We start from the raw sequence: 22,273 nt of genomic DNA on the forward strand, positions 1-22,273 counted from the left end.
GGAGGAACCGTCATGAGAGACACGCTCGCACCCCTGGCCCCGCTCGAGCCGTTCCTCGTCGACGGCACCTGGACCGCACCCGACGGCGCCGAACTCCTCGACGTGCTCGACCCCGCCACCGAGGTGCTGCTCACCCGGGTGCCGCAGGCCGGTCCCGCCGACGTCGACGCCGCCGTGGCCGCCGCGCGCCGGGCACACGAGGACCGCCGGTGGAGCGGGATGAGCCCGCACGACCGTAGCCGCATCCTGAACCGGGTCGCGGACCTGATCGAGGAGCGGCTCGAAGAACTCGCCGTGCTCGAGACCCGCGACAACGGCAAGCCGATCGAGCGCTCCCGCGCCGACACCGCGACCTCGGCCCGGGTGTTCCGCTACTACGCCGGCGCTCCCTCGCGCCTGACCGGCACGGTCGTCCCCGTCGACGGCGGAGCGCACCACGTGTACACGACCCTCGAACCGGTCGGCGTCGCGGCGCTCATCCTGCCCTGGAACTTCCCGATCATGACCGGCGCGTTCAAGCTCGCACCGGCGCTCGCCGCGGGCTGCGCGGTGGTCGTCAAGCCGGCCGAGCAGACCCCGCTCACGATGCTCCGGGTCGCCGCGATCTGCGAGGAAGCCGGTGTGCCCGCCGGGGTCGTCAACGTCCTGACCGGCGACGGCCGGGTCGGTGCCGCGCTCACCGCGCACCCCGGTGTCGACAAGGTCTCGTTCACCGGCAGCACCGAGGTCGGCCGCAAGGTGATGACCGCCGCGAGTGCGGACTTCAAGCGCCTGACCCTCGAGCTCGGCGGCAAGAGCCCGAACATCGTGTTCGAGGACGCCGACCTCGACGCCGTCGTGCTCACCGCGATGCGTGCGTCGTTCGGGCACTCCGGCCAGATGTGCACCGCGGGCAGCCGCCTGCTCGTGCAGCGGTCGGTCCTCGACGAGGTCACCGAGCGCCTGGTCGCCGCCGTCCGCAAGGTCCCCGTCGGCGACGGGCTCGACGGCGGGATCACCGTCGGACCGCTCGTGTCCGAGGAGCAGCGGCAGCAGGTGCTCGGGTACATCGAGCAGGGCAAGGCCGAGGGGGCGACTGTCGCGGTCGGCGGCGGCGTGCCCGAGCGCCCGGGCTACTACGTCGAACCGACGCTCTTCACCGGCGTCTCGAACACGATGACCATCGCGCGCGAGGAGATCTTCGGGCCCGTCGTCGGCGTCATCCCCTTCGACGACGAGGACGAGGCGATCGCCATCGCGAACGACCAGACGTACGGCCTCGCCGCCGGGGTCTGGACCCGTGACCTGTCCCGCGCCCACCGGATGGGCCAGCGGCTGCACGCCGGCACCGTGTGGGTGAACACCTACAACCTGTTCGACCCGGCACTGTCCTTCGGCGGGGTCGGCGAGTCCGGCCTCGGTCGCGACCTCGGCGAAGAGGCCCTGCGCGCGTTCTGCGAGTCGAAGAGCGTCGTCATCGCGCTCTGAGGTCGCGACCGGTGCCGCCGCCGTCGTGCATGCCGAGTGCGGGCACCGCGGCGAGCTGCAAGGCGGCGAGGACGACGAGCGCCCACCCGGAACCGACCGCCGACACCAGGACCCCGCCCACGAGTGAGCCGACGGCGTAGCCCGCGCTGGTGACGGCCGAGAAGACGCCGACGCCGGTGGCCCGGGTGCGGTCGTCGAGCGTCCGGGTGCTCAGGATCGTGAGCGTCGGGAACAGCGGCGAGTACCCGGCACCGACCAGGACGGCACCGGCGACCGCGGTCGGGAAGTCGTGTGCGACCGCGAGGACGACCAGCCCTGCGGCGAGGACGACCAGGGCGCCTCGTGCGGTGCGGACGGGCCCGATCCGGTCCGGCAGTCCGCCGAGGAGCAGTCGCACCCCGACGACGCTCGCTGCGAAGACCGTGAAGACGTTCGCGGCCCCGGTCAGTCCCTGCGCGCCGACGCCCTGCCCGACCAGGTGCTGGATGAGGAACGCGATCATGAAGCCCTCGGCCGCCCAGGCCACGAGTCCCGCGGCGCCCGGTCGTACGACGGCCCGCAGCACCGCCGCGACACCCGCACCGGCCGGTCGTGCCGGGCTGCGGTGCACCGGAGCCGATCCGCCCCGCGTGAGCAGTGCCACTCCGAGCCCGGCGAGCTGGATGCCGATCGCGACGACCCACACGGTGCGGTGTCCGGCCGACTGGTACAGGTTCTCGCCGACCACGGGCCCCAGGGCGAGACCGATCCAGACGGCGAGCCCGAACAGGCCGAGTGCGCGGCTCCGCTGGGTCACCGGGACCTCGGCGACGACCCAGGCAGTCAGGCCGGTGGCGGTGGCCGCGTTGCCGGCGCCGAAGACGAGCCGGCTGACCGCGAGGCTCGGGACGCTCAGCGCGACGAGCACGATGCCGAGTCCGGCCGCCGCCAGCAACCCGGCACCGAGGAGGACACGTCGTGGACCGAGCCGGTCGCTCAGGATGCCGGCGAGTGGCATCGCGCCGATCGCCACGAACCCCGCGAGCGACACGAGCAGCCCACCGACGGCGGGGTCGGCGCCGAGCTGGTCCGTCGCCACCCGTGGCACCACCGGGGTGCTCGCACCGTTGACGACGTAGCCGGCGGTCGACGCCACGACGAGGAGCCAGAACGCGGTCCCCCGCGTGCCGGTCTCGGCGAGCGGTCTCACTCCCCGGCTCGGCGGGGGCGGCACTCCAGGCTGAGCCAGAGCTCGAAGCAGGCGCTCCGCGACAGGGCGGTCGCACCGATCGACGCGCGGCCCATCCGACCGACGTCCGGTCCGAAGACGTCGAACAGCAGGTCGCTGGCCGCGTTCGACACCTGGTTGAGCTGCTCGAACCCGGGCGGGCAGAGGACGAAGCACAGCCCGCGGGACAGTGCAGTGACCTCGTCGAGTGAGCCGAGGGCGTAGCGGATCATGCCGAGGGCGTTGACCGCGGTGTAGCGGGCCGCTTCACGAGCCTGCTCGAGGGTGATGTCGACCCCGACCGACCCCGGGTGCAGCATCGTGCCGTCCCGTGATTCCGGGGTCATGCCGCTCAGCTCCAGCAGGTCCCCGGTGCGGTGGAACGCGCGGAGCGAGCTGCCGTACCGGCCACCGTAGGGCGGGTTCGCGTAGTCCGGGATGACGAGTCCGAGTTCCTGCGCGCGGGCTTCAGCGGAGTGCTCCATGGCTCAACAGTATCCGGCGGTGGCGGTAATGGATACAACCTGTTTATGATGGGATCCATTCAGCGTCCGGGGGTGGCGCGCACGAGGGAGGACCCGCGACATGACGATCGGTCTCGAGGACGGCACGATGGCCGCCCAGGCAGTGACGGCGATCGACGTGGCCGCCGAGCGGTCCCGCACCGCCGGCACCGCAGGGCGCCACTACTTCAACGCGGCCGGCGCGGGCCTGGTCAGCGACGGCGTCCTGGAGGCAGTGGTCACCCACCTGCGCCGGGAACAGCGGGTGGGTGGGTACGAAGCCGCCAACCAGGTCGCCGACGAGGTCGCCGACGTCTACACCGCGGCCGCCACCCTGCTCGGGTCGGCGCCGGACGAGATCGCCCTGTTCGACAGCGCCACGAGCGGCCTGCGCGGTGTCTTCGACGCGCTGCGGCTCGGTGCCGGGGACACCGTCGTCGCACCCCGCTCCAGCTACGTGAGCCAGGCGCTCCGGTTGTTGGCCATGCAGCGGCACGACGACGTGCGGCTCGAGGTCGTGCCGAGCGACGCCACCGGTGCCATGGACCTCGAGGCCCTGGACCGCGCCGTCGCCGGAGCGAGCGGCCGTGTCGTCGTGAGTGCGGTGCACGTGCCGACCTCGTCCGGCCTCGTCGAACCGATCGCGGAGATCAGCGCCGTCGCCCGTCGCCACGGCGCCCTGACCGTCGTCGACGCCACGCAGTCCGTCGGCCAGATCGACATCGACGTGCGCGCCGTCGACTGCGACGCCCTCGTCACCACCGGCCGGAAGTTCCTGCGTGGGCCGCGCGGCACCGGGATCGCCTACCTGCGCCGCGGGATGCTCGAGGGCGTCGGTGCGTGGGCGCCGGATGTCCGCGGAGCCGTCTGGACCGGCGAGGATGAGTGGACGATGGACGGCACCGCGCGACAGCTCGAGACGTGGGAGTGCTCCGTCGCCGCACGGCTCGGCCTCGGAGTGGCGCTGCGCGAAGCGCTCGACCGCGGGCCGGCGGCGACCGAGGCGCACCTGGTCGGCCTCGGCGCCCACCTGCGCACCGCGCTCGACGCCGTGGACGGCGTCACCGTGGCGGACCCGTCCGCGTCAGCGTCCGCGATCGTCACCTTCACGGTCGACGGCGTCGCCGGCAAGGAGGTCTCGGCCCGGCTCCGGCAGCGCCGCATCGACTCGATCTCCGTCCCCGCGAGCCACGCGCAGTGGGACCTGGGCGCCCGTGGCCTGCCGAGCGTCGTCCGCGTCTCGCCGCACGTGTACAACGACGACGAGGACGTCCGGGTCCTGCTCGAGGGCGTCGCGGACGTCGTCGCCGAGGTCCGCGCGTGACGGCCGTGCACGACGTCGTCGTCCTCGGACTCGGCATCCACGGATCCGCCGCCACGTACGAGCTCGCGCGCCGCGGACTCGACGTCGTCGCGGTCGAGCGCTTCGCACCGGGGCACGAGCGCGGCTCGTCGCACGGCGCCACCCGGATGATCCGCCGCGCCTACCCGCACCCGGTGTGGAACGACCTCGTCGACCGTGCGTACCGCGGGTGGGACCGCTGGGGGACCGCAGCCGGCGCGCCCTTCCTGCACCGGACCGGTGGACTGTACGCGCACCGGGGCGAGCCGACGATGCAGGGTGGGGCGAGCCTCCCGGTCGACCGCGCAGCCTGGCCGACGCTCGCGCCCTCGCTGCGTCCGCCCGAGTCGTACGGCGCGGTCCACGACCCCGACGCCGGTGTGCTCGAGGCCGCGCGGGCGCTCGCGTTCGCGCAGTCCGCCGCCGCGGCGGCCGGCGCCGACCTGCGGTACGGCGAGACGGTGCTCGACTGGCAGGTCGACGACGGCGTCGTCACCGTCCGGACCGACGCCGGCAGTGTCCGCGCGCGACGGCTCGTGCTCGCCGGCGGCGCCTGGGCGTCGCACCTGGTACCCGAGGCCGCCGCGTTCTTCGAGGTCTGGCGCATCGTCACGCTCACCGCGCCGACGGGGCAGACCGTGGCGCAGCCGCCCGCGCTCGGGTGCTTCTCGATCGACCTGCCGGAGGGGCTCGTCTTCGGGCTCCCGGAGACCGCCGGATCCGGCGCGAAGATCGGCATCGACGCCGGACCCGTGTGGGACCCGGACGTGCCCGTCGCACCGCCGACCGAGGCCGAGGTCGCGCACCTGGCCGAGCTCCTCGAAGGGTTCGTCCCCGGCATCGTCACCGCCGGTGCCCAGGCAGTCGCATGCCTGTACACGATGACCCCGGACAAGCGGTTCGTCGTCGGCGCCCTGCCCGAGCAGCCCGAGGTGCTCCTCGCCGCAGCCTGCTCCGGCCACGGCTTCAAGTTCGGGCCGGCGATCGGTGCGGCCGTCGCCGACCTGGTGCAGGGCATCGACCGCCCCGACCTCGCGTTCCTCAGCCCCGCACGGATGGTGACCACCGCATGACCGCCCCAGCAGCACCCTCCACCCGACGCGTCGCCGTCGCCGCACCGCACCCGGCCGCCCTCGACGCCGCCGCCGAGGCGGTCGCGGCCGGCGGGGACGCCATCGACGCCGCGCTCGCGGCGGCCACGGCACTGACCGTCGTCTACCCGCACCAGTGCAGCATCGGCGGGGACCTCGTCGCCCTCGTCCGTCGGCCAGGACGGCCCGTCGTCGCCGTGGTCTCCGCTGGCGCCGCACCGGCCGGCATCGACGTCGCGGCGCTCGCGCAGCACGACCGGATGCCCCGGCAGGGCGCCCAGACCGTCACGGTCCCCGGCGTCGTCGCGGGATGGCAGGCGATCGACGCACTCGGCGGCCGACTCGGGCTCGCCGACCCGTTGACCCGCGCAGCACGACTCGCGGCCGACGGGGTCCCCGTCTCCCCCGGACTCGGCCGTGCGATCGCGGTCCGGACCGACGAGCTCCACGCCGACCCCGGGATGCGCGAGGTCTTCACCGACGACGCCGGGGCGCTCCTGGCCGAAGGCGACCCGCTCGTGCAGCCGGCACTCGCCGCGACCCTGACCGAACTCGCTGCCGACCCGGGCGCGATGTACCGGGGACGGATCGCCGCCTCGATCACCGCCCGGCTGCGGGAACTCGGGGGCGCACACACCGAGGCCGACTTCGCCTCGCACGACGCCGAGCTCGTCGAGCCCCGCGGCACGACGATCGGCGGGGCCCGGTGGTGGGTCGCGCCGCCGCCCACGCAGGGCGTCGTGCTGCTCGGGATCCTGCCGGAAGCGCTCGCCGACGGCAGCGAGCACGGCACTGCGACCGCCGACCTCGTCGACGCCGTGCACCGTGCCGCGCTCGTCCGCCAGGCCGAACTCGGCGACCCCCGCGGCGGCTCCATCGACGTCGCGGCCATGCTCGACCCACGCGACTCCGGTCGGGTCGGCGCACTGCCCCGTGCCGGCCGTGCCCTCGGCGACACCGTCGCGGTGACCGCTGCGGACAGCGACGGCACCGTCGTCACGCTCATCCAGAGCGTCTACCAGCTCTTCGGCTCCGGCATCCTCGACCCGGGGACGGGCGTGGTGCTGCACAACCGCGGCTCCGCCTTCAGCACCGACCCCGCGCACCCCGCCCACGTCGGACCGGGCCTGCGGCCGCCGCACACCCTGTTGCCGGTGATCGCCGAGACCGACGACCTGGTGCTCGGCCTCGGCTGCCAGGGCGGCAGCGCCCAGCCGTGGATCCTCGCGCAGCTCGCCCGTGACCTGGTCGCCGCGGGCAGCGACCCCGACGAGGTCCTCGGCCGACCGCGGTTCGTGATCGGTGCGCGCGACCTCGGGCACGAGGTGATGACGCTCGTCGCCGAACCCGGTTCCGAGGACGCGATCGCCGCGGCCGACGCCCTCGGCCTGCCCATTGCCCGCACGGGCGGCCCCGTCGACGAGGCCGGGCACGTCCAGACCGTCCGGCTCCACGCCGACGGACACCTCGACGCCGCGAGCGACCCCCGCGCGGACGGCCGCGCCGTCGTCCTCGACGCCCACTGACCGCACGATCCACCCGAGAAGGAAGCCCATGAGCAGCACCCACGTCCTCGATCCGCTGACCTCCGTCGAGATCGCCTCCTTCGTCACCGCCGTCCGTGCCTCCGGGCGCATCGGGGCCCGGCCGCGCTTCTGGGGGATCGCGCTCGACGAGGAGAAGGCCAGGGGCACGACCGCCGGTGGCGCCCGTCCGGTGCGGATCGTCGTGATGGACCCGGACGCCCACGCCGCGTGGGAGGTGCGCGGGTGGACCGCCGGCCCGGACTCGCCCGCGATCGTCGAGCTGTGGACCGACGTGGACCACCGTCGCCCCGGCGTCTCGAGTGACGAAGCACGGCTCATCGCGCAGGCCGCACGGAAGTCGCCGCTCATCATCGAGGCGCTCGCGAAGCGCGGGATCACCGACACGTCGCTCGTCTGGGTCGACCCGGAGTCGATCACCGGCTTCGTGCCCGAGGACCTCGCCGACCGCCGCCTGAGCTGGGGCACGGTCTGGTACCGCGAGTTCCCAGAGGACAACGGCTACGCACGACCCGTCGCCGGGCTCGTCCCGATCCTCGACCTCGACACCCTCGAGGTCATCCGGATCGAGGACCACGGCGTCATCCCGATGGCGAGCGAGACCGGCGTCTACACCTCCGGCACCTGGGGTCCCGACCGCGAGGTCTCCGCGCTCGACATCGTCCAGCCGAACGGTCCCGGCTTCACGATCGACGGGCACGAGGTCCGCTGGCAGAACTGGACGTTCCGTGTCGGCTTCTCACACCGCGAGGGGCTCGTGCTGCACGACCTGTCCTACCGTGACGGCGACGTCGAGCGCCCGGTGCTGCACCGTGCGGCCGTCAACGAGATGTACGTGCCGTACCTGGACAGCGACCCGACCGCGTACCGGAAGAACTTCTTCGACTGGGGCGAGTACGGCGCCGGCCCGCTCACCGCGAGCCTCGAGCTCGGTTGCGACTGCCTGGGGGAGATCCGCTACTTCGACGTCGACTTCCTGGACGGCCACGGCGAACCGCAGACCATCGTCAACGGCATCTGCCTGCACGAGGAGGACGACTCGATCCTCTGGAAGCACGTCAACACCCGCACCGGCAGCGCCGAGGTCCGTCGCAGCCGCCGACTCGTGATCTCGAGCTTCGCGACCGTGGCGAACTACGACTACGGCTTCTACTGGTCGCTGTACCAGGACGGCTCCGTCGAGCTCGAGGTGAAGCTCACCGGCCTGATGTCGGTGTCCGGCATCGCCGACGGCGAGACCCCGCGGTACGGCCGGATGGTCGCACCGAACGTGCAGGCCCCGACGCACCAGCACTACTTCGCCGTCCGGCTCGACACCGCCGTCGACGGGCCGTTGAACCGGCTGGTCGAGGTGCACGCCGAGCCCGAGCCCGACGAGGCCCTGAACCCCTACGGCAATGCCTGCATCGCGGTCGAGACGCCGATCGGTTCCGAGGCCGACGGCGCCCGGATGACCGACCCGGCCCGCGCGCTGCACTGGCGCATCGAGAGCGAGTCCGCGCAGAACCGCTACGGCGAGAGCACGGCCTACCGCCTGGCGGTCCAGAACACCGCGCAGCTGCACGTCCGCCCCGGCAGCATCGTCGAGCGGAAGGCGCCGTTCGTCGCGAAGCACCTCTGGGCGAGCGTCTTCGACCCCGAGGAGCGCTTCATCGCCGGCGAGTACCCGAACCAGGGCGAGCTCGGTGACGACGGGGTGCACGTCTGGCAGCAGGCGGACCGGTCCCTCGAGAACGAGCGCCTCGTGCTGTGGCCCGTCCTCGGCGTGCACCACTTCCCGCGGCCCGAGCAGTGGCCGATCATGCCCGTCGACACGATCGGCTTCCGGCTCGAACCGGACGGCTTCTTCGACCGGAACCCCTCGCTCGACGTCCCGCCGTCGGCGACCGACCACTGCGCGCCTGGTGCCGGCCACGACCACGACCACGCGGCGCACGACCACGCGGCGCACGACCACCACGCCGACGCCGCGCACGACGGGCACGTGCACGCCGAGCAGCAGCACGACCACGAGGGCGGCCGCTGATGCCCGAGCACACCCCGGAGCACCTCGCCGACTGGTCCGCCGTCCGCTTGGCCGACGCCGTCGCGAACCGCGAGGTGTCGGCGGTGGAGGTGATGCGCGCCCACCTGGACCGGATCGAGGAACGCAACCCGCGCCTCCAGGCCGTCGTCTCCCAGCAGCCCGACTCGGTCTCGTTGGCCGCGGCAGAAGCGGCGGACCGCCGCACCGCCGAGGCACGCGCCGCGGGCGAACCGCTCCCGCTCCTGCACGGCCTGCCCACCGCGGTGAAGGACCTGATGGACGTCGCCGGCCTGCCGACCACGAACGGGTCGGCGGCGTTCGCCGACGCGCGCCCCGCCGAGCACGACAGCGTCCTCGCGACGTTGCTCCGCGACGCCGGTGCGCTCATCATCGGCAAGACGAACACGCCGGAGATGGGCCAGGGCGTCCTGACCTTCAACCCGGTGTTCGGCACGACCGTGAACCCCTGGGACACCTCGCGGCACGCGGGTGGGTCCAGCGGTGGTGCCGCATCGGCGCTCGCCGGGCGGATGCTGCCGATCGCCGACGGCTCCGACAGCGGCGGGAGCCTGCGCTACCCGGCCGCGTTCTGCAACGTCGTCGGCGTCCGACCGAGCCCGGGCCGGGTGCCGAGCGGCCGGACCGGCAACGCCTGGACGCCGCACGGCGTCACCGGCCCGATGGCGCGTGACTCCGCCGACGCGGCACGCTTCATGGAAGCCCTCGCCGTCGAGAAGACCGTCTGGCCGATGTCCGCCATGACCCAGCACCCGGTCCGACCGGTGGAGCTCGACGGCCTGCGCGTCGCGTGGAGCGACGACGCCGGCGGCCTGCCGATCGACCCGGCCGTGCGTGCCGTGCACCGGGCGTTCGCCGAGCAGCTCGCCGGGCTCGGAGCGGTCGTCGAGGCGGACGAGCCCGACTTCGCGGGTGCCGACGAAGCGTGGGAGACCATCGAGACGTTCGAGTTCTTCCTGGGTGGGCGGCACGCCGTCGACGCCGGTGCCACCGGGTTCCGCCCGGACTACGTCCGCAACGTCGAGCAGGGGCGCGCCACCACGGCGGCGCAGCTCGCCGATGCGTACGAGCGTCGGACCCGGATGTACCGGGACACGGCTGCGGTGCTCGACCGGCACGACGTGCTCGTGCTGCCGGCGACGCCGGTGGTCGCGCCGCCGGCCGAGGTCGAGTGGGTCGACGAGGTCGACGGCCACCGCTTCGACCGCTACTTCACGTGGCAGATGCTCGCGAACCGGCTGACGTTGACGGCGCACCCGGTCGTGGTGACCTCAGCCGGGTTCACGCCCCAGGGGCTGCCGGTCGGCGTGCAGGTCGTCGGGCGGTACGGCCGCGAGGCCCAGCTGCTCGCGGTGACGCGCGCGATCGAGGAGGCCACCGGCTGGATCCGGCGGGCGCCGGTCCTGTAGACGGCCGGGACGGTCCGGTCGGGAGGCGCGGGTCGGCCCCGCCCCGTCGGTGCGGCGCTGAGCGGTCCGGTCTCTCGGGCCGCTTTCGCTGGTCGCGCCGGGTCAGCCGGTGAAGACGGTGGACGAGCGGCGCTCGTACCAGTGCGCCAGGTGCTCGCCGGCGCGCAGGACGTGGTCGCGCATGAGCTCGGCGGCGCGCTCGCGGTCCCCGGCGACGAACGCCTCGATGAGCTCCTCGTGCTCGCGGAAGTTCTCCTCGCGGTGCCGGGAGTTCTCGCGGAGCACCAGGGCCGAGACGTTCCGGGGGAAGGCGTCGTTGATCTCGACGAGCATCCGGGTCAACCGGGTGTTGCCGGAGGCCTGGTAGATGAGCCCGTGGAACTGGTCGTTGTCGCTGCCCTCGCGCTGCTTCGGCTGCTCGCCCTCGGCCGCCGCCAGGGAGCGCTCGTACATCGCCTGGTTCACCGAGCGGAGCTGCGCGATCGTGGCGTCGTCGAGGCGGTCGACGGCGCGACGGGCTGCGAGCGACTCGAGCTCGGCGCGGACCTCGTACGCCTCGCGGACCTCCCACGGCACCGGCACCCGGACGACGGCGCCACGGTTCGGGACGACCTCGATGAGGCCGCCGGTCTGCAGCTGGCGGAGTGCTTCGCGGACCGGGGTGCGGCTGATGCCGAACTGCGCGGCGAGGTCGGCCTGGCGGAGCGGTGCGCCGATGGGGATCTCGCCGGACATGATCTTCGCGCGGATCCGGGCGGCGAGGTCGTCGACGAGTGCGTTGCCGTCGCTGGTGGTCACGTCGTGGTCTCCCTCGGTACGTCGTCACAGCGAGCCCCCGCTGCGGATCCAATCCTGCCAGGTGTTGGATCCCGTTGCCGTATCCGACTCGCTCGTGATTGGATCCAATCATGTCCGTGTTGCTCGTCGTCATGCTCGTCGCAGCCGTCGGTGCGCTCGGGCTCGGCATCGCTGGCGGGCGACGGGTCGGGCCGGTCGCACTCGTCGCCGAGGCGGTGATGCTCGTCGCGATGCTCGACGTCCACGTGCCGGCGCTCCACGTGGTGCCGGCGCCGTTCTGGGCGCTCCTGCTCGGTGGCTGCGCGATGGGCACGGCTGCGGTGGACCGGTGGCGTCGCCGGAGTCGCCCCGGTGGTGACCACCTGCACGCGCTCGGGATGCTGCTCGGCGCGGTGTTCGTGCTGCTCGCAGGTGGCCATGCCGGTGCCGGTGCCGGCGCGGGGCACTCCCACGGTGCGGTGCTGCTGCCGGTCGGGGTGGCGGTCGCGGTGCACGCCGGTGTGGTGCTGTGGAACGTCGTCGGCGGCCGGGTGCCGCGGGTCGAGTCCGTGCGCCGGGCGGCGTCACTGGTGAGCGTGCTGGCCATGGGCGCGATGGTCGTCGTGCACTGAGCCGGCGCGGCGGGGGTGCGCCGCGCCTCCAGGCTGGGTGTCTCGCACCCCAGCGCTACCAAATTGGATCCAATTCTGGCAGTATCGGATCACATGTGCGGGAGTTCCGCCCCACGAGCCGCCGACGAGGAGACGCCCACGATGATCATCGACGCCTACAACACCACGCAGGACCGCCGCGGCCGCAGTGACTACCTGAGCGGGGTGCGCCCGGGCGAGGAGCCGCCGGCGTACACGCCGTTCGACGCGAACCGGATCCTCGACCGCATGGACGCCGCGGGGGTCGACCGCGCCATGGTCTGCTCGCTCGCGCAGGGGATCGAGAACGACTTCCTGATGGACCTGGTCGCCGCGCACCCGGACCGGCTGTTCGGCTTCGGCCAGGTCATGCCGCAGTGGGAGAACGCCACCGACGAGATCCGTCGCTTCGCCGAGGGCGGGCTGGTCGGCCTGAAGCTGCACCCCAGCCTGCACGGCTACCACGTCGCGGACCACGGCCTGCTCGACCCGCTGTTCGAGGTCTGCGCCGAGCTCGGCCTGCCCGTGCTGATCAACGCACTCGACGACGCGTTCTGTGCACCGTTCTCGATCGAGGAGATCGCGAGGAACTTCCCGACGGTGCCGACGATCATCGCGCACATGGGTGCGGTGTGGAACGTGCCGGAGGCGATCATCGTCGCCGAGCGGAACCCGCACGTCTACCTCGAGACCTCGGCCACCCTGATGTCCGACGTCAAGCGGGCGTACGCGCGCCTCGGCGCGGAGAAGATCCTGCTCGGGTCGGAGTGGCCGGGCAGCGACTTCGACCTCGAGCGCATGAAGATCGCGAAGGCCATCCCGGACGAGGCCGACCGGGCCCTGGTCGAGGGTGGCAACATGGCGCGGATCCTGGGCTGGTCGTGAGCAGCGGCTCGCCCGCGTCTGACCGACCGGTGCTCGCCGGCCCGCCGTCCGGGATGGGCGCCGCGGACCAGGAGCTGCTCCGGATCGCGACCGACGTGCTCGACCGGCGGTACCGCACGGGGGTGCACGAGGTCGCCGCAGCACTCCGGCTCGCCGACGGCAGTGCGGTCACCGGGCTGCACGTCGAGGCATCGGCCGGCCGCGCGTCGGTGTGCGCCGAGTCCGCTGCGCTGAGTGCGGCCGTCGTCGCCGGGTCGCCGGTGGTGTCGGTCGTGGGGGTGCTCCGCAGGCCGGGCGGGACGATGCACCTGATCGAGCCGTGCGGGGTCTGCGCGGAGCTGCTCGGTGACCACGCGCCCGACGCCCGGGTGTGGGTCGCGGTCGGGAACGGGTTCGGGCCGGTCGGGGTCGCCGAGCTGCTGCCCTTCCGGCGGCGGCGGAGCGCGCGGGCGGCGGCTGGAGCGGTGACGGCGCCCGCGGGGACACCGCCCGGTTCGGCGACACCGCCCGGTTCGGCGACACCTGAGGTTTAACACCGCGGAAACACCCCGGACCCCTGCGGCGCCGGATCCCGTCAGAGGATGACGGCGACGGCGCGCACCGGTCCCCACCCGCTGCACGATCCGTCCCGGAAGGAACCACCAGCATGCTCGCCGTCTCCGGCAACCCCGTCCTGATCGTCGTCGACATCCAGGGCGGAGCTGCCTCGACGATGCCCACGCCCGGCATCCCCGTGATGGGCGGCCGTGCCGAGCGCGCACCGCGCGTCCGTGACCTCATCGAGCACTGCCGCTCCTCGGGTGTGCCCGTCGTCTTCATCCAGGAGGTCCACAAGCCGGACCTCGTCGACATCGGCCGTGAGCTCGACGGCGCCGAGGGCCCGCACTGCATCGAGGGCGAGGAGCAGACCGAGCTGGCCTCGTGGATCGACCCTCGGCCCGAGGAGTTCGTCATCCGCAAGCGGCGCTACTCGGCGTTCTTCGGCACCGAGCTCGAGATCGTGCTCAAGGCGTACAGGGCCGGCACTGTCCTGCTCGTCGGCGGACTCACCGACGTCTGCATCCACTACACGGCGGCCGACGCCCACCAGCACGACTACGCCGTCCGGGTCCTCACCGACTGCGTCGCCGGGTCGAGCGAACGCGCGCACGACGCGGCACTGGAGGCGATCGGGTACCTGCAGCGGGACGCCCTCGTGACCGCTGCGGACGTGCGCACCTGGCTCGACGAGCGGGAGGCCGTCGGTGTGTGAGGCGGCCGGCCGGTCCGCGCGGCTCGTCGTCGGACACGTCCGGACGATGGACCCCGGGGTGCCGACCGCCGAGGCCCTGCTCGTCGTCGGCGACCGGATCGCGGCGGTCGGGACGCTCGACGACGTGCGGGCGGCGGCTCCGGAGGGCACGGCCGAGGACCACGTCGAGGGCACCGTCCTGCCGGGGTTCACCGACGCCCACGCGCACGCGCAGCGCGCCGGACTCAAAGCGCTGCAGCTCGTGGACGGCGACGCCGACGCCGCGACGTTCTCGGCCGCGATGCTCGCCGACGGCGACGCGGACCCGGACGCCCCGGACTGGATCGGGGACGCACCGCCGACGCTCGGGGACCGGCTCGCCGCGATCCGCCGCATCCAGCCGCTGCTGCACGCGATGGGGTTCACCGGTGTCGTCGACCCGGCCGTCACGCTGCCCGAGCTCGAGGGGTACCGGGAGGCGCACCGGCAGGGACTCCTGACCCTGCGCGTGGTCGCGATGCCCTACCCCGAGCTCGGCAGTGCAGCGGTCCCCGACGTCGATGCGGCCCTGGCGGTGCTCGACTCGATCGACGGCGTGACCGGTGACGGCGACGACCGCCTCCGGCTCGGCCCGGTCAAGGTCTACTACGACGGCGAGGGCATGAAGGGGCAGGCGCTGCTCGAACGGCCCTGGACCGGCGACGACCACGGCGTGCAGCGGATCTCGGCGGCTGACTTCGCACGCCTTGCAGCGTCGTGCGTGGCCGCGGGGTGGGGACTCGGCGTCCACGCGGTGGGCAGTCGTGCGGTCGCCGAGGTGCTCGACGGGCTCGAGGCAGCGGAACAGGACACGGGGCGATCGGTCGCCGGACTCCGCTGCCAGCTCATCCACGCGTACCTCGAGCCGAGCGTCGCGAGCGCCGACCGTGCGGCACGCCTCGGTGTCGTGGCGTCGCTGCAGCCCTCGATCGCCTGGAAGAACGCCGCCGGGCTGCAGCGCCGGCTCGGCAGCCGTGTCGACGAGGTCAACCCGATGCGGACCTGGGCCGACGCCGGTGCCACGGTCGCCATGGGCTCGGACGCGCCGTACTTCCCCTTCGACCCGCGTGAGGTGGTCCCCGTCGCCGCGGGCCGTCGGATGCGCGGCCTCGACGAGCCGATCGGCCCGGCACAGGCGCTCTCGGTGCTCGAGGCGGTCGAGGCCTACACGCGCGGTGCGGCACACGCGTCCTTCGCCGAGGACCGTCGCGGCGTGTTGCGCGCCGGCGCCCTGGCGGACTGGGTGCTGCTCGACGTGGACCCGGCCGCGTGCACGGTCGACGAGTTCGCCGCGGCGCGGGTCCTGCGCACCGACGTCGGCGGCGTGACGGTCTTCGACGCCGCGGCTCGTCCCGGGCAGATGTAATCCACTCGAAACATAGTTGGATGCGGATTGTTCTAAATTGGATCCAAGTTGGACCCGACCCTGGGACTGACTCCCTGGCATCACCCCGAATCCCACTGGAGGACAGCACCATGGTGAGGAAGCGCATCCTCGTCGGCGTCGCGTTGGCGACCGCCGTCGGACTCTCCCTGAGCGCGTGCACCGCGTCCGGCTCCGCTGACGGCGGCGACAGCTCGTCGAGCACCGACACGATCAACGCAGAGCTCTGGTACGCCCCGGCCACCTTCGACCCCGCGAAGGCCTCGGCCAGCTCGGACGTCGAGGTCGCACGACTCGGCTTCGACACCCTGCTCCGGCAGGGCGAGGGCGACGACGGCGGCTACATCGGCGGGCTCGCGACGAAGTGGGACGCCGAGTCGGCATCGAAGTACGAGTTCACGATCCGCGACGGCGCCACGTGCTCCGACGGCACCGAGATCACGCCGACGGTCGTCGAGAAGTCCTTCGAGTACCTGGTCGGCCTCGACGACTCGGGTGCGCAGACCTGGAAGAACCAGGCCTTCGGCTCGGGTGACCCGAAGTTCACCGCCGACGACGCCGCCGGCACGCTGACGATCTCGCTCAGCGAGCCGTACTCGCAGCTGCTCGGCGGCCTGACCCGCCCCGGTACCGGGATCATCTGCCCGGCCGGTCTCGCCGACACGAAGGGCCTCGCGGCCGGCACCGTCGACGGCGCCTGGTCCGGCCCGTACACGCTCGCGAAGTCCTCGGCCGGCAAGAGCGTCTCCTACGCGCTGCGGTCCGACTACGACGCCTGGCCGGCGTGGAAGACCGTCACCGGTGAGCCGGCCAAGACGATCAACCTGACCGTGCAGGGCGACTCGAACACGAGCGCCAACCTGCTGCAGTCCGGCGGTGTCGACGTCGCACGCTTCTACGACTCGAACGCCGAGCGCTTCAGCGGCGACGACTACTCCACCGTGCAGTTCGCCAGCTCGGCCTACAACCTCGTGTTCAACGAGGCAGAGGGCTCCGGCTCGGTGTTCGCCGACGACCAGCCGCTCCGTGCCGCGGTCGCCCAGGCGATCGACACGAAGGGGTTCAACAACGCCGGTCTCGACGGACTCGGGGTCGAGCAGAACACGGTGAACGCGGCGAGCTACCGCTGCGCGGTGGACGACTCGTCGCTCGTGCAGTCCTATGACGCGAAGGCCGCGACGAAGGAGCTCACGGGCAAGACGATCCGCCTGCTCATCATGTCGAACTGGGACCCCGCCGCCGACTTCCTGGCGGAGTCGCTGCGGAACGCCGGTGCGACCGTGAAGGTCTCGGCACCGGACCCTGCCGACTGGACCAAGCAGATGCGCACCGAGCCCAAGACCTGGGACGTCGCCGTGGCGGCCGAGGACGCGCAGACCGGGCTGATCAACACCTCGATCGCGCGCTACGTCGGACCGACCTACGCCGAGGGCGGCACGAACGTGTCCTCGAGCGACAACCCCGAGGGACTCGCGGCCTACCAGGCGGCGATGGCCACGTCGGACGCCGACCAGCAGTGCGAGGACTTCGCCACCGCGCAGAAGTCGATCCTCGAGCGTGTCGACATGACCCCGCTCATCACGGACACGCACCGGTACGTCGCCCGCAAGGGCTTCGAGACCCACGTGTTCTCGGGCTACTGGGACGTCTCCGCGATGCGGATCGTCTCCTGATCGCCTGACCGAACGAGCACCACGCACCACGCAACGAGCACCACCGCACCACCCCAGCCCGGACCGGAGCACCAGGAGGACCCGCGATGAGCACCACCACCGTCGACCATCTCCCCGTGCCCGGTCCGGGCACCCCCGGGTCTCCGGGAATCCCGACCGCCGCCGCACCCCGGGCCGCGAGCCTCGGTGGCGCATGGCGCCGCTTCCTGCTCCGCCGTGCCGTCGGACTCGTCATCAACCTGGCGCTGCTCGTCCTCGTGACGTTCCTCATCGTGCAGCTCATCCCCGGCGACCCGGCAACGGCCATCGCCGGCGACACCGCGACGCTCGCCCAGGTCGAGCTCGTCCGGCACCAACTCGGTCTCGACCAGCCGATCCCCGTCCAGCTGTGGCAGTACGTCGCCGGCGTCGTGCAGGGCGACTTCGGTGACTCGTACAAGTACCGCGCGCCGGCGATGGACATCGTCATGACGGCCGTGCCGTACACGCTGACGATCACGATCGCCGCGGTCCTGCTGCTGCTCGTCCTCGGACTCGCACTCGGCATGACCGTCGGCGTCCTCACCCGCGGTGACCGGCACCGCTGGCTCGACGTCTCGTTCTCGGCGGTCACCGGCCTGATCTCGTCGATCCCCACGTACGTGCTCGCCACCGGGTTCGTCGTCGTCTTCGCGGTCCTGCTGCACGTGCTGCCGCCCGCGTACTCGCCGGCCTACGACTTCGGCGCGGCGGCGGTCCTGCCGATCGCCTCGCTCACCGTGGGCGGCACGTGCTCGGTGGCCCGCATCGTCCGCCGTGAGACCGCCGTCATCCTCGAGCAGGACTACATGCGCACCGCCCGCGGGTGGCGGCTGCCGGCGCTGTCGATCTACGCCAAGCACATGCTGCCGAACCTGCTCACCACCGCACTGACGCTGTCCGGGATCATCCTGACGGCCCTGCTCGGCTCGGCACTCATCACCGAGGCGGTCTTCGCGTGGCCGGGCCTGGGCGGCGTCGTCGTGCAGGCGATCGCGGTGGACAAGGACTACCCCGTGATCCGCGCCGCGGTCTTCGTGATCGGGCTCATCTCGCTCGTGATCACCCTCGTCATCGACATCATCCTGGGTCTCATCGACCCGCGCACCCTCGGGGAGAAGCGTGGCTGACACCATCACCGCCGTCCAGGCGGCCTCGACCGACCCGGCATCGCGTCCCCGCACCTTCGCGTGGAACGGCGGGCTGATCGTCGGCTTGGCGATGTTCGGGCTGATCCTGATCGTGGCGGTCGTCGCACCGTTCGTGTTCGGCGCCCAGGCCACGGGCATCGGCGGTACCTCTGGGCTGGGGTCCACCGCCGAGCACCCGCTCGGTACCGACACCCTCGGCCGCGACATGCTCGCGCGCACCCTGGTCGCCACCCGGGCCACGGTCCTGATGGCGCTCGCCGCCACGGCCCTGTCCGCGATCGTGGGCATCGCGCTCGGCATCGGCGTCTGGCTCGCCCCCCGCCGGGTGCGCGAGCTCGGGCTGCGCGGGATCGAGTTCGCGGTCAGCTACCCGACGATGCTCGTCGCGATCATCGTCGCAGCGATCCTCGGGCAGGGCATGGTGCAGGTCGTCGTGGCCATCGCGGTCGCGAACATCGCCGGCTTCGCCCGTCTGACCGCCAACCTGGCGGCGAAGATCTCCACCAGCGAGTACGTCACCACCGCACGCCTGATGGGGGTCCCGGCGCACCGGGTCGCCATGCGGCACGTCCTGCCGAACATGGCCGAGCCGACGCTGATCCTGATCGCCGGTGCCTTCTCCGGCTCGCTCGTCGAGATCTCCGGACTGTCCTTCATCGGCCTCGGCGCGCAGACCCCCGCGTTCGACTGGGGAACCCTGCTCAACGACGGACTCGACCGGATCGTCGTGAATCCCGTCGTCATCGTCGGCCCCGCGGTCGCGCTGACCTTCGCCTCCCTCGCCGCCCTGCTCGTCGGGGACGGACTGGCCGCTGCCGCGAACCCGCGGTCGAACACCACGCGGTCCCGCACCACCCGCGCGACCGGCCCGTCGACGCTCGCGGTCGAGGACGACGCCGTGCTCGTCGCGGACGGCATCTCGGTGCAGCACGCCGCCAGTGGACGCGCCCTGGTCAAGGACGTCTCGTTCACCATCCGGCGGGGCGAGGTGCTCGGGATCGTCGGCGAGTCCGGTTCGGGCAAGTCGTTGACGGCCTCGCTCGTCGCCAAGCTGCTGGGCGAGGGGCTCGAGGGCTCCGCGCGGCGGCTCGAACTCGGCGGCGTCGACCTGCTCGGTCGTGTGCCGGACCGCGTGCTCGCCTCCCGCATCGGGCTCGTCTACCAGGACCCGGGCACCGCGCTGAACCCGGCCATGGTGCTCGGCATTCAGTTGTCCGACGTGCTGCGGATGCGGCTGCGACACAGCCGACGTGACGCGATCCGACTCCTGACACAGGGCTTCCGCGCCGTGATGCTGACCGATCCCGAGGGTCGACTGCGCCAGTACCCGCACCAGCTCTCCGGCGGCATGAAGCAGCGCGCGATGATCGCGTCGGCGATGAGCACGAAGCCCGACCTGCTCATCGCGGACGAACCGACGACCGCACTCGACGTCACCGTCCAGCGCGAGGTCCTGACCGTGCTGAAGCGGATGAACGAGGACTCCGGCACCGCCGTGCTGTTCATCTCCCACGACCTCGGCGTCGTCCGGGCCCTGTGCGACCGGGTCCTGGTGATGCGGAACGGCGAGATCGTCGAGCGCATCGACGACGTCGCCGGGCTCTCCCCGGACACCGTCGACCACCCGTACACGAAGCAGCTCCTCGCGGCCACCCCGGTCGTGACGGTGCGCAAAGAGTCCACCGTGCCCACGGAGTCCACGCGCACCGAACAGGCGGAGGCACACGCATGACCGACACCACGACGACACGCGAACGCCGCGCAACCGACACCGGCACGGCCCCCATGATCGACGTCCGCGCCCTCGACGTCGCGTTCGGCTCGACGACCGTCCTGCACGGCGTCGACCTCCGCCTCGAGCGAGGTCGCACCGTCGGCGTCGTCGGCGAGTCCGGCTCGGGCAAGTCCACCCTCGCCAAGGTCCTGGTCGGCACCGTGAAGCCCGCCTCGGGCAGCGCCGCGGTGGACGGCGTCGACCTGACCGCGGCCGACCGGTCGACCCTGCGCGGGTACCGCCGCCGGATCCAGATGATCCCGCAGGACCCGTACTCGTCGCTCTCGCCGCGACGGACCGTCGCGCAGACCCTGGCCGAGGCGATCGACCCCGTCCGCCCCCGGGTCGCCACCCACGAGGACCGCATCGGCGGCTGGCTCGAGCGGGTCGGGCTGTCCCGGGACATGATGCACCGCTACCCGCACGAGTTCTCCGGCGGGCAACGGCAGCGCATCGCCATCGCCCGCGGCCTCGTCATCGACCCGCACCTGGTCATCGCCGACGAGATCACCTCGGCGCTCGACGTCTCGGTACAGGCGCAGATCCTGGAGCTGCTCGCCGACATCAAGGAGTCCCTCGGCCTGACGATGATGTTCATCTCGCACAACCTGGCGGTCGTGCAGCGTGTGAGCGACGAGGTCGTCGTGCTGTACCAGGGTGAGGTCGTCGAGGCCGGTCCGGTCGAGCAGATCTACGCCGATCCGCAGCACTGGTACACGCGTCGTCTCCTCGACGCGGACCCCGGTTCCGCCCGTTTCAGCCTGGCCGGCTGACCGACCCGGAAGGCCCGCTGTGGCGGCACGACTCCCGACGACCCCGCACGCCGACGGCGTGCTCCGACTGGTCGGCGCGACCCTGGTCGACGGCACGGGTGCGCCGCCCCGCGCCGACGCCGAGGTCGAGCTGCGTGACGGCGACGTCACCTACGTCGGTCCCCGGCGCGCCCCGGCCGCGGACGTGCCGACGGTCGACCTGACCGGCCGGTGGCTGCTGCCCGGCTTCGTCGACGCGCACGTGCACCTCAGCATGGTGCCGACGACGCCCGAGGAACAGCGGGCACGGTTCCCGGAGGAGCACGTGCTCGAGGTCGCCGAGGTGCTCCGGCGCACCCTGCACGCCGGCGTCACGACCGCGCGGGACCTGGACGGGCTGACCCCCGGCTACCGCGACGCCGTCGCCCGGGGCACCGTCGTCGGTCCGCGCCTGCACCTCGCGATCGCCATGCTCTCGCCGACCGGTGGCCACGCCGACCCGGTCCGGCCGAACGGGTCGCTGCCGGCCTGGGCCGTCCGGCCGGGCATGCCCGCGCCGGGCGTCGTCGACACCGACGAGGACGTCGTCCGGACGGTCCGCTCGCTGCTCCGCACCGGTGCCGACGCGATCAAGGTCTCCACGTCCGGAGGGGTCGGTTCGCCGACCGACGACCCGGACGACGTCGGCATCACCGAGGACCAGGTACGGCTCGTCGTCCACCTGGTCGGCGAACGCGGCGGCCGCCCGGTCACCGCCCACGCGCTCACCGACGCCGCGGTCCGTGCCGCCGTGCTCGGCGGAGCCGCCAGCATCGAACACGGCTACGACCTGCACGACGAGACCATCGCGCTCATGGTCGAACGCGGCACGGTGCTCGTCCCCACCCTCAGCACGCTCCTGCGCGAACTCGACCCGTCCACCGCCTCTGCGGAACGCCTCGCACAGCGCGCGGCACTGCACGCTCGCGGCCTCGACAGCGTGCGACGTGCCGTCGCCGCCGGCGTGCCCGTCGCGCTCGGCACCGACGCGGGTGTGCACCCGCACGGTCGGAACCTCGCCGAGCTCGCCCGCCTCGTGCAGGTCGGGCTCTCGCCGCTCGACGCGATCACGTCCGGCACGCTGCAGGGTGCCCGGCTGCTCGGTCTGGAGGCCCGGCTCGGCTCCGTCGAGCCCGGCAAGGCCGGTGACCTGGTCGTCTCGGGCGTCGACCCGCTCGCCGACGTCGGCGCGCTGGCCGACGCTGCCAGCGTGCGCGCGGTCCTGCAGGCGGGTCGTGTGGTCAAGGACCTGGACGGACTGGTGACCACGGCCTCCTGACCGTGGCACCACCC

At 72.7% G+C, this 22,273-nt stretch carries 19 protein-coding genes; 16 read left to right on the forward strand and 3 right to left on the reverse strand.

Annotation, left to right across the window (positions count from 1 at the left end):
• Positions 1-12: 12 nt before the first annotated feature.
• Entirely contained in the window at positions 13-1,467 is a 1,455-nt protein-coding gene (locus tag HQQ88_RS15520; RefSeq protein ID WP_173170117.1) for an aldehyde dehydrogenase family protein, read from the forward strand.
• Here the strand turns inward: HQQ88_RS15520 and HQQ88_RS15525 are convergent.
• Positions 1,454-2,656 (reverse strand): MFS transporter, encoded by a 1,203-nt coding sequence (locus tag HQQ88_RS15525; protein WP_173170119.1) that lies wholly within the window; start codon positions 2,654-2,656, stop codon positions 1,454-1,456. The two genes, HQQ88_RS15520 and HQQ88_RS15525, sit on opposite strands and share 14 nt — an antisense overlap.
• Positions 2,653-3,159 carry a RidA family protein gene (locus HQQ88_RS15530; protein ID WP_131844897.1) on the reverse strand — a complete coding sequence of 169 codons (507 nt, stop codon included), beginning with the start codon at positions 3,157-3,159 and terminating at the stop codon, positions 2,653-2,655. Before HQQ88_RS15530 ends, HQQ88_RS15525 begins: the two co-directional genes overlap by 4 nt.
• Positions 3,160-3,259: 100 nt before the next feature.
• Between HQQ88_RS15530 and HQQ88_RS15535 the strand changes: the two genes are divergently transcribed.
• The 5 genes from HQQ88_RS15535 to HQQ88_RS15555 are packed head-to-tail and all read left to right on the forward strand — an operon-like array spanning position 3,260 to position 10,607.
• Positions 3,260-4,501 carry an aminotransferase class V-fold PLP-dependent enzyme gene (locus HQQ88_RS15535; RefSeq protein WP_173170121.1) on the forward strand — a complete coding sequence of 414 codons (1,242 nt, stop codon included), beginning with the start codon at positions 3,260-3,262 and terminating at the stop codon, positions 4,499-4,501.
• A complete protein-coding gene (locus HQQ88_RS15540; protein WP_131844895.1) occupies positions 4,498-5,592 on the forward strand; it encodes an FAD-dependent oxidoreductase in 1,095 nt (364 codons plus the stop codon). The genes HQQ88_RS15535 and HQQ88_RS15540 overlap by 4 nt, the downstream gene beginning before the upstream one ends.
• The gene (locus HQQ88_RS15545) at positions 5,589-7,136 is read left to right on the forward strand and encodes a gamma-glutamyltransferase (protein ID WP_173170123.1); all 1,548 of its coding nucleotides are present in this window, start codon (positions 5,589-5,591) and stop codon (positions 7,134-7,136) included. Before HQQ88_RS15540 ends, HQQ88_RS15545 begins: the two co-directional genes overlap by 4 nt.
• Before the next feature lie 28 nt (positions 7,137-7,164).
• Complete coding sequence (locus tag HQQ88_RS15550) at positions 7,165-9,180, forward strand: primary-amine oxidase (protein ID WP_173170125.1); 2,016 nt, start codon at positions 7,165-7,167, stop codon at positions 9,178-9,180.
• Positions 9,180-10,607, forward strand: a complete 1,428-nt coding sequence (locus HQQ88_RS15555) for an amidase family protein (protein ID WP_173170127.1) — start codon at positions 9,180-9,182, stop codon at positions 10,605-10,607. Before HQQ88_RS15550 ends, HQQ88_RS15555 begins: the two co-directional genes overlap by 1 nt.
• Positions 10,608-10,709: 102 nt before the next feature.
• Here HQQ88_RS15555 and HQQ88_RS15560 read toward each other — a convergent pair whose 3' ends face one another.
• Entirely contained in the window at positions 10,710-11,405 is a 696-nt protein-coding gene (locus HQQ88_RS15560; protein ID WP_200849186.1) for a GntR family transcriptional regulator, read from the reverse strand.
• 110 nt (positions 11,406-11,515) lie between these two features.
• On the opposite strand from HQQ88_RS15560, the gene HQQ88_RS15565 reads away from it, so the two are divergent.
• The 10 genes from HQQ88_RS15565 to HQQ88_RS15610 all read left to right on the forward strand — a co-directional run bounded on the left by HQQ88_RS15565 (position 11,516) and on the right by HQQ88_RS15610 (position 22,259).
• Positions 11,516-12,016 (forward strand): hypothetical protein, encoded by a 501-nt coding sequence (locus HQQ88_RS15565; protein ID WP_111086474.1) that lies wholly within the window; start codon positions 11,516-11,518, stop codon positions 12,014-12,016.
• A gap of 141 nt (positions 12,017-12,157) precedes the next feature.
• Positions 12,158-12,919 (forward strand): amidohydrolase family protein, encoded by a 762-nt coding sequence (locus HQQ88_RS15570; protein ID WP_133938734.1) that lies wholly within the window; start codon positions 12,158-12,160, stop codon positions 12,917-12,919.
• Complete coding sequence (locus HQQ88_RS15575; protein ID WP_173170129.1) at positions 12,916-13,452, forward strand: cytidine deaminase; 537 nt, start codon at positions 12,916-12,918, stop codon at positions 13,450-13,452. Before HQQ88_RS15570 ends, HQQ88_RS15575 begins: the two co-directional genes overlap by 4 nt.
• A 113-nt stretch (positions 13,453-13,565) precedes the next feature.
• Complete coding sequence (locus tag HQQ88_RS15580) at positions 13,566-14,171, forward strand: cysteine hydrolase family protein (protein ID WP_131922033.1); 606 nt, start codon at positions 13,566-13,568, stop codon at positions 14,169-14,171.
• Positions 14,164-15,555 (forward strand): amidohydrolase, encoded by a 1,392-nt coding sequence (locus HQQ88_RS15585; protein WP_132099332.1) that lies wholly within the window; start codon positions 14,164-14,166, stop codon positions 15,553-15,555. Before HQQ88_RS15580 ends, HQQ88_RS15585 begins: the two co-directional genes overlap by 8 nt.
• A 110-nt stretch (positions 15,556-15,665) precedes the next feature.
• Positions 15,666-17,246 carry an ABC transporter substrate-binding protein gene (locus HQQ88_RS15590; RefSeq protein WP_165918706.1) on the forward strand — a complete coding sequence of 527 codons (1,581 nt, stop codon included), beginning with the start codon at positions 15,666-15,668 and terminating at the stop codon, positions 17,244-17,246.
• Positions 17,247-17,332: 86 nt separating this feature from the next.
• A complete protein-coding gene (locus tag HQQ88_RS15595) occupies positions 17,333-18,394 on the forward strand; it encodes an ABC transporter permease (RefSeq protein ID WP_173170131.1) in 1,062 nt (353 codons plus the stop codon).
• Positions 18,387-20,147, forward strand: coding sequence for a dipeptide/oligopeptide/nickel ABC transporter permease/ATP-binding protein (locus tag HQQ88_RS15600; RefSeq protein WP_367917034.1), 1,761 nt, complete (start codon positions 18,387-18,389; stop codon positions 20,145-20,147). The genes HQQ88_RS15595 and HQQ88_RS15600 overlap by 8 nt, the downstream gene beginning before the upstream one ends.
• Positions 20,144-20,962: an ABC transporter ATP-binding protein gene (locus HQQ88_RS15605; protein ID WP_111086467.1), complete on the forward strand. Its 819-nt coding sequence runs from the start codon at positions 20,144-20,146 to the stop codon at positions 20,960-20,962. The genes HQQ88_RS15600 and HQQ88_RS15605 overlap by 4 nt, the downstream gene beginning before the upstream one ends.
• A gap of 19 nt (positions 20,963-20,981) precedes the next feature.
• On the forward strand, positions 20,982-22,259 hold the full coding sequence (locus tag HQQ88_RS15610) for an amidohydrolase family protein (protein ID WP_173170133.1): 1,278 nt from the start codon (positions 20,982-20,984) through the stop codon (positions 22,257-22,259).
• Positions 22,260-22,273 lie beyond the last annotated feature (14 nt).

The sequence above is a fragment of the Curtobacterium sp. VKM Ac-2861 genome, from assembly GCF_013204965.1.
Classification (GTDB): Bacteria; Actinomycetota; Actinomycetes; order Actinomycetales; family Microbacteriaceae; genus Curtobacterium.